Source organism: Bacillus sp. EKM420B, from assembly GCF_011065565.1.
Taxonomy (GTDB): Bacteria; Bacillota; Bacilli; order Bacillales; family Bacillaceae; genus Bacillus; species Bacillus velezensis.
Genome location: NZ_JAAMNX010000013.1, coordinates 1 through 10,221, shown reverse-complemented (window position 1 = coordinate 10,221; position 10,221 = coordinate 1). Strand labels below are relative to the sequence as shown.

Sequence of the window (10,221 nt, the reverse complement as noted above, 5' to 3'; positions counted from 1 at the left end):
TTCGCCCGGCCGACGGTGGAAGAGCTCGCTTCGGTTATTCAGGACTTGGAAGAGAGCCCGTATGAAGCGATTCAGCCTGCGAAAAAACAGGACACCTACCCGGTGTCTTCGGCGCAGAAACGGATGTATGTGCTCCAACAGCTTGAAGACGGCGGTGTCGGCTACAATATGCCGGCTGTGCTGGAACTGACGGGTCCGCTTGACCGCGGCCGGCTGGAGGAGACGTTCCGGCAGCTTGTTGAGCGGCACGAGTCGCTCAGAACGTCCTTTGAAACGGGGCCTGACGGCGAACCGGTGCAGCGCATCCATGACAGCGTACGGTTTCAGCTCGATGAGGCCGAGTCAGCTGACGCATTCGTCCGGCCGTTTTGTCTGGAGGAAGCGCCGCTCTTCCGTGCGGCCCTCGTGAAAGAATCGGAAGAACACCATCTTTTATTAACGGATATGCATCATATTATTTCTGACGGCGTTTCCGTCAACACCTTGATAAAAGAATTCGGCGAGCTGTACGCAGGCCGTTCGCTTGCGCCGATGCGCCTTCAATATAAAGACTATGCTGTCTGGCAGCGGTCGTTTCAGCAGAAAGAAGGGTATCAGAAGCAGGAAGCGTATTGGCTGAAACGGCTCGAAGGAGAGCTTCCGGTGCTTGAGCTTCCGGCTGACAAGCCCCGCCCGGCTGTCAGAAGCTTTGCGGGCGGCAGCGTATCGTGCACGCTTGACGCTGAAACGGCATCCGGCCTTCACCGCATCGCCCGGGATCACGGCTCCACTTTGTATATGGTTCTTCTCGCCGCGTACAATACGTTACTCGCGAGATTGAGCGGGCAGGAAGACATCATCGTCGGCTCGCCGATTGCCGGGCGTCCGCACAAAGACCTTGAACCGATTCTCGGCATGTTCGTCAACACGCTTGCCATCAGAACGGAGCCGAAAGGAGACAAACGGTTTACCGATTATTTGTCGGAAGTCCGCCAGGCGGCGCTTGAGGCGTATGAGCATCAGGACTACCCGTTTGAAGAGCTGGTGGAACGGCTCGGCGTGCAGCGGGACACAAGCCGCAATCCGCTGTTTGACGTGATGTTTGTGCTCCAAAATATGGAGCGTGAATCCCTGAATTTAAATGAGCTGCATTTGACTCAAGCTGCGGATACAAGTCATAAAACCGCAAAGTTTGATGCCACGCTTTACGCGTCAGAAGGGTCTGACGGTTCAATCAGCTTTGATTTTGAATTCAATACAGATATCTATCAAAAACAGACAATCGAAAAATGGCTTTCTTACTTTACCCGAATTCTTACAAAAGTAATTGAAGACCAAACAATACCGCTTGGTGACATTCACGTACTGGATGATGCTGAAACAAATCGCGTCATTTATCAGTTTAATCAGACGAAAAGCGATTACCCAAGACACGAAACCATCAGCCGTTTATTTGAGCGGCAGGCTGAAGAAACCCCCGATGCCCGGGCAGTTGTATATGATGGACAAATCTTGACATACCGTGAGCTGAACGAACGGGCTAACAGAATAGCGGCGGCTCTCCGATCAAATGGTGTCGGTCCGGAAAGTGTTGTCGCCTTATTAACCGGCCGCACAACAGAGCTTGCTTCCGGAATCCTCGGAATATTAAAAGCGGGAGGCGCCTACTTGCCTATCGGTGACGATGTGCCTCGGGAACGGGCTGAATGGATGCTTAAAGACTGTAAAGCTGATATTCTTCTCCAATCTGATAAACTTGACGGTCTGCCGCTTTCAGGAAAACGTTTATTCATAGAGGATATTCAAACAAAGGCCGGCTTGAGTTCGGAAAATCCCGAACCGCTCGGCGGACCTGAATCGTTGGCCTACATGATTTATACGTCCGGGTCAACAGGTGCGCCAAAAGGCGTCATGATTGAACAGCGAAGCGTGATCCGCCTTGTGAAAAACAGCAATTATATTGATTTTACGCCGGAAGACAGACTGTTGTTTACTTCATCATTAGGATTTGATGTAACGACATTTGAAATATTCGGTTCGCTTTTAAACGGCGCTTCTTTATATGTAAGTGACCAGGAAACCTATCTCGACTCTGATGTTCTGGACACATTTATACAGCAAAACGGCATTACGACACTGTGGCTGACATCGTCTTTGTTCAATCATCTATCAGAACAAAATGAACACGTGTTTTCCGGATTATCCCGATTGATTATCGGCGGGGAAGCACTGTCCCCGAGCCATGTAAACCGGGTTCGGAATGCGCTGCCGCATCTCTCAGTATGGAATGGATACGGACCGACTGAAAACACGACGTTCTCGACTTGCTTTTTGATTGAACAATCATACGATCATTCAATCCCGATCGGCCGCCCTGTCGGAAATTCAACCGCATATATCATAAACAGCAGGGGAACACCGCAGCCGATCGGCGTCATCGGCGAATTATGCACAGGCGGAGACGGTGTGGCAAGAGGATATTTCGGCCGCCCTGAGCTGACGGAAGAAAAATTTGTCCCTAACCCTTTTGTTCCCGGAGAACGGATGTACCGCACCGGAGATTTAGCCCGCTGGCTGCCGGACGGAACGATTGAATATGCCGGACGGATGGATGATCAAGTGAAAATCCGCGGTTATCGGGTCGAGCTGGGAGAGGTTGAAACCGCACTGAGGAGCCTGGACGGCGTGAAAGAAGCTGCCGTGTCAGTCAGAACCGGGCAGTCCGGCAATAAAGAACTGATCGCATATATGAGTCTGCAGGCGGACATGGATACAGAAAAAGTGCGTTCTTCACTTTCTAAGCAACTGCCGAATTACATGGTTCCGGCCTATATGATGGAACTTGAGAAGCTGCCGCTTACGCCGAACGGTAAATTGGATCGGAAAAATCTGCCCGAACCGGAGCTCGCGCTTCAAACCGTGTACACAGCTCCCCGCAATGAGCTTGAAGAACAGCTTTCCGTGATCTGGCAGGAAGTGCTCGGCACAAAACAAGTCGGGATTGAGGACTCATTTTTTGAGTTGGGCGGCGATTCAATCAAAGCGCTGCAAGTTGCCGCACGGCTCGGACGCTATGGGTGGAAAATGACGGCAAGTGACTTATTCCGGCATCCGTCCATTAAGGAACTCGCGCCTCTTATCCGGAAAGCGGAAAGAGTCATCGATCAGCGGCCGGTGGAAGGAGACATACCTTGGACACCCGTTCAGCACTGGTTTTTATCACAGCGGATGGAAAACAGAAATCATTTCAATCAGTCCGTCATGATGTTCAGCTCTGACGCATTGCATAAACAGCCGCTCAAACAAGCTTTGGAGCATCTTGTCATTCATCATGATGCACTCCGGATCACCGTCAGTTCAGAAAACGAAAGTATCAGACAAATCAATCACGGTATTCAAAAAGATGAACTGTACAGCTTGGACATTTGGGATCTGTCTGAGACAGATACTTGGGAAAGAGAAATAGAAGATGAAGTTACTGCGCTCCAACAGCGGATGGATATTGAAAAAGGGCCGTTATTAAAAGCCGGCTGGTTCAAAACCCGGTCAGGGGATTATTTATTCATCACCGTACATCACCTGTCGGTTGACGGAGTGTCGTGGCGTATTCTGCTGGAGGATTTATCTGCCGCTTACACTCATGCCGTAAAAGGTCAGCCGGTCCAGCTTCCGCCAAAGACCGATTCGTTTAAGCAATACGCCGTAAGGCTTTCAGAATACGCAAAAAGCAGCAAGCTGATGCGTGAAGAAGAATATTGGCGTTTTATTGAAGAAGAAACAGCCGCCGAACTTCCTTATGAAAAACCGCAGTATCAGACGGGAGCCGACAGCGTTCGGCAAACGGTAAGCTTTACGCTTACAGAAGAAGAAACGTCCGTTTTGCTTCAGCAGGTCAACCGGGCCTACCATACCGATACGCAAGATATTCTTCTGACTGCCGCAGCTTTGGCTTTACGGGACTGGACAGGGGGCGGCAGACTGCGCATCGCGATGGAAGGGCACGGGAGAGAGCACATCATGCCGGAGCTCGACATCAGCCGCACCGTAGGCTGGTTTACCTCCATGTACCCGGTGCTCATTGACTTGAACACAGCAGGCGCTGAGCTTGGAACGGCTGTAAAAACGGTCAAAGACACACTCGGAAGAATACCGGATAAAGGAATAGGCTACGGCATTTTAAAATACATGACACCATCTGAACAAAAAACAATCCGCTTCAGACAAGCGCCTGAAATCAGCTTTAACTATTTAGGGCAATTCAATGATACAGAAGATCAGCACACATTCAGTTTATCCGGTCTTGCGAGCGGGCACGACATCACGCCGACATGGCAGCGGGAACAAGCGGTGGAAATGAGCGCGATGGCTGCACAACATAAACTGCACTTCAGTTTGAGCTATCCGCCGAGCCGCTTCCGCAAAGAAACGATGGAACAGCTGCTGCAAACTTTACAGCAATATTTGCGTGATATTATGGCGCACTGCACAGGCAAAGAGGAAGCAGAAAAAACCGTTAGTGATTTTAGCAGCAAAACGTTAACATCTGATGATTTGGACAGCATAGCGAGTTTTGTCGAGGAACTGTAGAAAAAGGCGACGGGGAGATTATAACATGACAAAAAAGAATGCAATTCAGGATATTTATCCGCTGTCTTATATGCAGGAAGGAATGCTTTTTCATTCCCTCCTGCAAAAGGAATCACAGGCTTACGCCGAGCAGGCCTCCTTTTCAATAACAGGGAAGGTTGACACCCGCGTGTTTGAAGAGAGCGTTCATGCCCTTTTCGAAAGACATGATATTTTCAGAACGATCTTTATCAGCCAGAACGTGTCAGTGCCGCAGCAGGTCGTATTAAAAGAGCGGAACGTCAGCATCATTGAGGAAAATCTCACCAATTTAAACAAGGCTGATCAAATCAAGCATATTGAAGAAGCCAAACGAAGAGACCGTAAGAAAGGATTTCACCTGCAAAAAGACATGCTGATGCGGGTGACGCTGCTTCAAACCGGAGAATGTGAATATACGTGCATATGGAGTTTTCATCACATTATTATGGATGGCTGGTGTCTCGGGATCGTGCTGAAAGAGTTCTTCCAGATATACGCCTCGCGCCTCCGCCGGACACCGTTAACGCTTGAGCCTGCTGTGCCGTACGGGACCTACATCAAGTGGCTGATGGAGCAAGATAAAGAAAAAGCCGCTTCGTACTGGGAGCGATACCTTGAAGGCTTTGAGCAGCAGACTGTTCTGCCGAAGCAGAAAAAAGCCGGCGAAAGCAGACAAGAGGAAGTGACGTTTTCCTTTTCAAAAGAGGACACGGCTAAGCTGAAAGATCTGGCCGTGAAAGAAGAGGTCACGCTGAGCACCATTTTCCACACGCTCTGGGGCATTTTGCTTCAGGCGTATAACCAGACAGAAGATGCGGTTTTTGGTTCTGTAATTTCCGGAAGGCCGTCTGAAATCGAAGGCATCGAGCGAATGATCGGCCTGTTCATTAATACCGTGCCTGTCCGGATCAGCGGGGCGGACATCCCGTTTCAAAAGCTGATCAAAAACGTGCAAAAGGACGCTTTGAAAGGACAGGCATACAGCTATCATCCGCTTTATGATATACAGGCGAATTCACAGGTAAAACAAGGCTTAATTGACCATATTCTCGTCTTTGAGAATTATCCGGTTGAACAGGAGCTCGATGTGCTGAACAGCAACGGGGAAACGAAAGACCTTTTTCACATCCATGATTTCAGCATGGAAGACGAAACCAATTACAGTTTTTATCTTATGGTGGCGCCGGGTGACGAGATTCATTTGAAAATGAGATACGATTCAAGCGTGTATGACCGCCAATTTATCGAAAATATCAAAGGTCATTTGACACATATCGTTTCCCAGATTCTCGATAAACCTGATATTACGCCGGATAACCTTGTAATCATAACTCCTGAGGAAAAAGAGCAGCTGCTTGCTCCAATTTCTGAAGAAACCGAAAAGCCTGAATATGACACAATTCATGCGATGTTTGAACGGCAAGCCGCACAAACGCCGGATCAAATCGCGATCAAGTATGAAGGCGAGTCAGTGACGTACAAAGAGCTGAACGAATCGGCTAATAAGCTGGCCCGCCTTCTGCAAAAACGCGGATTAAAGCGGGAGGAGCCGGTAGGCGTCATGCTCGGCCGTTCCCCTTCTTTAGCGGCGGCCGTTCTCGGTATTTTAAAAGCGGGCGGCGCGTTTGTCCCGATAGATCCCGGCAGTCCAAAGGAGCGTATCCGATATGTTATTGAAAACAGCGGCTGCATCCATGTTGTAACAGAGCGGCATCAGTCACTCCCCGCGGAACAAACGCTGCAGGTTACATATATAGAAGAGGCCGGGACGGAAGCGGACGGAAGCAATGTGCAATCCATTAATACGGCGGACGACCTCCTTTATATGATTTATACATCCGGTACGACAGGGAAACCGAAGGGCGTGCTGCTCGAACATAAAAATATGGCCAACCTTCTTTCTGACCAATTGACGAACACAGACATTGATTTTTGCACAAATGTGCTGCAGTACGCATCTTTGGCGTTTGACGTCTGCTATCAGGAGTTATTTTCAGTACTCTTGAGCGGCGGCACCCTTTGTATCGTGCCCGAATCAATCAAACGGGATGTTTCTCAGCTGTATTCGTTTATCGATCAGCACAAAACGGAAGTGGTGTTTTTCCCGACTGCGTTTGTCAAGATGCTTTTCAATGAAGACGATTATGCACAGTCTTTTCCCCGCTGTGTGAAGCATGTCATTACGGCCGGAGAGCAGCTGACCGTCTCGCGGTTGTTCAGGCAGACGCTCCGTTTACACGGTATGCATTTGCATAATCATTACGGCCCGTCAGAAACCCATGTGGTTTCAACGTATACGATTTCTGCGGGAGATGACATACCTGAACATCCGCCGATCGGGAAACCGATCCATCATAACAAGATGTATATTCTCAGCAAAAACAGACAGCATCAGCCTCTTGGAATTGCGGGAGAATTGTATATTTCCGGAGCGAATACAGGAAGAGGCTATGTGAACAATCCGGCGCTGACCGAAGAGAAATTTTTGCCGGATCCGTTCAGAAAGGGCGCCGTCATGTACCGTACCGGAGATTTGGCAAGAATGCGTGCGGACGGCCAAATTGAATACATCGGCCGGACAGATGATCAAGTGAAGATCAGAGGGTACCGGATTGAACCGAAGGAAATTGAAACCGTCCTGGCAAATCATCATGCCGTGAAAGAAGCTGCCGTGCTGATTCAAACGAATGAGTCGGGCGAAAATGAATTATGCGCCTACTGTAGCGTCTCACAAGCGACTGATCCTTCTCAGCTGCGAAGTGATTTGGCCAAAGAGCTGCCTGACTATATGATTCCGGTCAAATGGGCTTTCGTTGACGCGATTCCGCTCACTGCGAACGGCAAAGTCGATCAGCGGGCCCTTCCGGAAGCTTCGGCGTACGCAGCGGGCCGTCGATATACAGCTCCCCGGAATGTGACCGAACTGAAGCTTACCCGCATATGGGAAGAAGTGCTTCAAACCGGCCCGATCGGCGTTCACGATCACTTTTTCGAGCTTGGCGGCCATTCATTAAAGGCGACGGCACTCGTTGCAAAAATAGCTAAAGAGTGCAGCGTGCAAATCCCGCTGAGTGATGTCTTCAGCTATCCGACTGTAGAAGAACTCGCCAAAATCATCGGTGAAGCAGAAGAGAATCCGTTCGCATCCATAGAAAAGACAGAAACAAAAGAAACTTATCCTGTCTCATCCGCTCAAAAACGGATGTATGTCCTTCACCAGCTTGAAAATGGCGGTGTCAGCTATAACATTCCAGCCGTTTTAGAGGTGAAGGGGCCGTTTGACCGAGACAGGATGGAAGCCGTGTTCAAGGAGCTGATCCGGCGGCATGAACCGCTCAGAACGTCCTTTGAAGAAAAAAACGGCCGGCCTGTGCAGAGGATTCATGACGAAGTGCCGTTTGCATTTACAAAAGAACAATCAGCCGAAGCGTTTATCCGGCCGTTCGATCTCGGCAAAGCGCCCCTTTTCCGGGCGGGATTTGTCCAAATAGAAAAAGACCGGCATCTGCTTTTAGCTGACATGCATCATATTATTTCAGACGGCGTATCCGTCAATCTTTTGATACGTGAATTCAGTGAGCTGTATGCTGAGAGAAGTCTGCCGCCGTTACGGATTCAATACAAAGATTATGCCGTCTGGCAGCAATCATTTATGGCGGGCGCCGCATATCGGAAACAAGAGGAGTACTGGCTGAACCGGCTTGCCGGGGAGATTCCCGTGCTTGAATTGCCGGCTGATAAGCCGCGTCCCCCGGTGCGGAGCTTTTCCGGTGACCGGGTGTCATTTGTCATCAGCGAAAAACATACAGCACAGTTGAAAAAGCTGGCGAAAGAAAACAAATGCACACTTTTTATGACGCTGCTCGGTGTGTACACGGTTCTGTTAGCCCGTTTAAGCGGACAGGAAGATATGATTGTCGGGTCTCCGATTGCAGGAAGGCCTCATGCCGACCTTGACGCCGTTCTGGGCATGTTTGTCAATACGCTCGCTTTCAGGACGCGTCCCGACGGAAGCATGACGTTCAAAGAATATTTAAAGGAAATTCGCCAAACAGCGCTTGAGGCTTACGAACATCAGGATTACCCGTTAGAAGAGCTCGTCGATAAGCTCGGTGTGCCGCGGGACATGTCCCGAAATCCGCTGTTTGACACAACATTTGCGCTGCAAAATATGGAACAGCAGAAGCTTAGGGCAGCCGGACTTGAACTGCAGCCGGCAGACGTCAGCCTGCCGATTTCTAAATTTGACTTATCGCTGTACATCTCCGAAAACGCCGGTGAATTGTACTGCCAGTTTGAATACAGCACCGATTTGTTTGAGAGAAAAACGATTCGAAAATGGGCGGAATTTTTCACGACACTTGCCGAAAACGCCGCAGCTGATCCGGGTTTGGAATTAGACGATATTTCTGTTTTGTCAGAAAAAGAAGAAGTGTCTCTGCTTCAAGAATTCAGCCCCTTGCAGAAAACAGCGTTTCCGCTTCATCAGTCTCTTCATGATCTGCTGGAACAACAGGCGGAAAAAACGCCGGACCGTCCGGCGATTTTAACTGATGACTTTTCGATTACGTATCAGGAGCTGAACGAAAGAGCGAATGAGCTTGCGCACCGGCTGATCAAGCGGGGAATAAGGCTGGAGGATAAAACTGCCATTATGGGCCGGCGTTCTCCTGGCATGCTGATCGGCATTTACGCTGTCTTAAAAGCAGGCGGTGCATATCTGCCGATTGATCCGGATTATCCGGAAGAGCGGATTCGCTTTTTACTGAAAGACAGCGGCGTGAAATTCTTACTGGCAGAACCAGAACTTTTCGCACCAGATCTTTTTGAGGGAGAAACGATCTCTCTGAAAAGCGGGCAAACAGGAAACCCGGAAGCTGCGGCCAACCCCAATGTTCCGGTAAAACCTGATTCATTGGCTTATATCATCTATACATCCGGTTCTACGGGACGCCCAAAAGGCGTGCAGGTTGAACATCAGTCAGCCGTAAACTTTTTATACTCGCTGCAAACGCGGTATGGATTAAATGATTCCGACACCATTTTGCATAAAACATCATACTCTTTCGATGCTTCGATTTGGGAGCTGTTTTGGTGGCCGATCGCGGGAGCTTCTGTTTTTCTCCTTCCGCAAGGCGGCGAGAAAGACCCTGAAATGATACTGAACGCATTGGAGAAAAACCGCATAACGGCAGCTCATTTTGTGCCATCCATGCTTCATGCTTTCTTGGAATATATAAATTCCAGAAAACAGCCGATCAAAAAGACCTGCTTGAAAAGGGTTTTTGCCGGCGGCGAACAATTGGGCCCGCACTTGGTTTCCCGTTTTTATGACCTTCTGCCGGGAACGGAATTGACAAATTCCTACGGTCCGACGGAAGCGACGGTAGAAGCGGCGTACTTTGATTTGCCGCAAGGAAAGGAATTTCACAATGTTCCGATCGGCATTTCCGGACATAACATGCGGCTGTATATTTTAAATCAAAAGAGACAGCTTCTGCCGCCGGGCTGTATCGGAGAGCTGTATATCGCGGGGACAGGGGTGGCCCGGGGCTACCTGAACCGGCCTGAGCTGACGGAGGAGCGCTTTCTCGATGATCCGTTTTACCCGGGAGAACGCATGTATCAGACGGG

Annotated in this window: 2 protein-coding genes; both read left to right on the top strand. The window is 49.5% G+C overall.

What is annotated here, in order from left to right; translation table 11 throughout:
* Nucleotides 1–4,566, top strand: a 4,566-nt coding sequence (locus G9F48_RS19240; protein WP_238785902.1) for a non-ribosomal peptide synthetase, incomplete at its 5' end; no start/stop codon positions are given.
* Between the two features lie 25 nt (nt 4,567–4,591).
* A partial coding sequence (locus tag G9F48_RS19235; RefSeq protein ID WP_165409975.1) for a non-ribosomal peptide synthetase occupies nt 4,592–10,221 on the top strand: 5,630 nt, incomplete at its 3' end.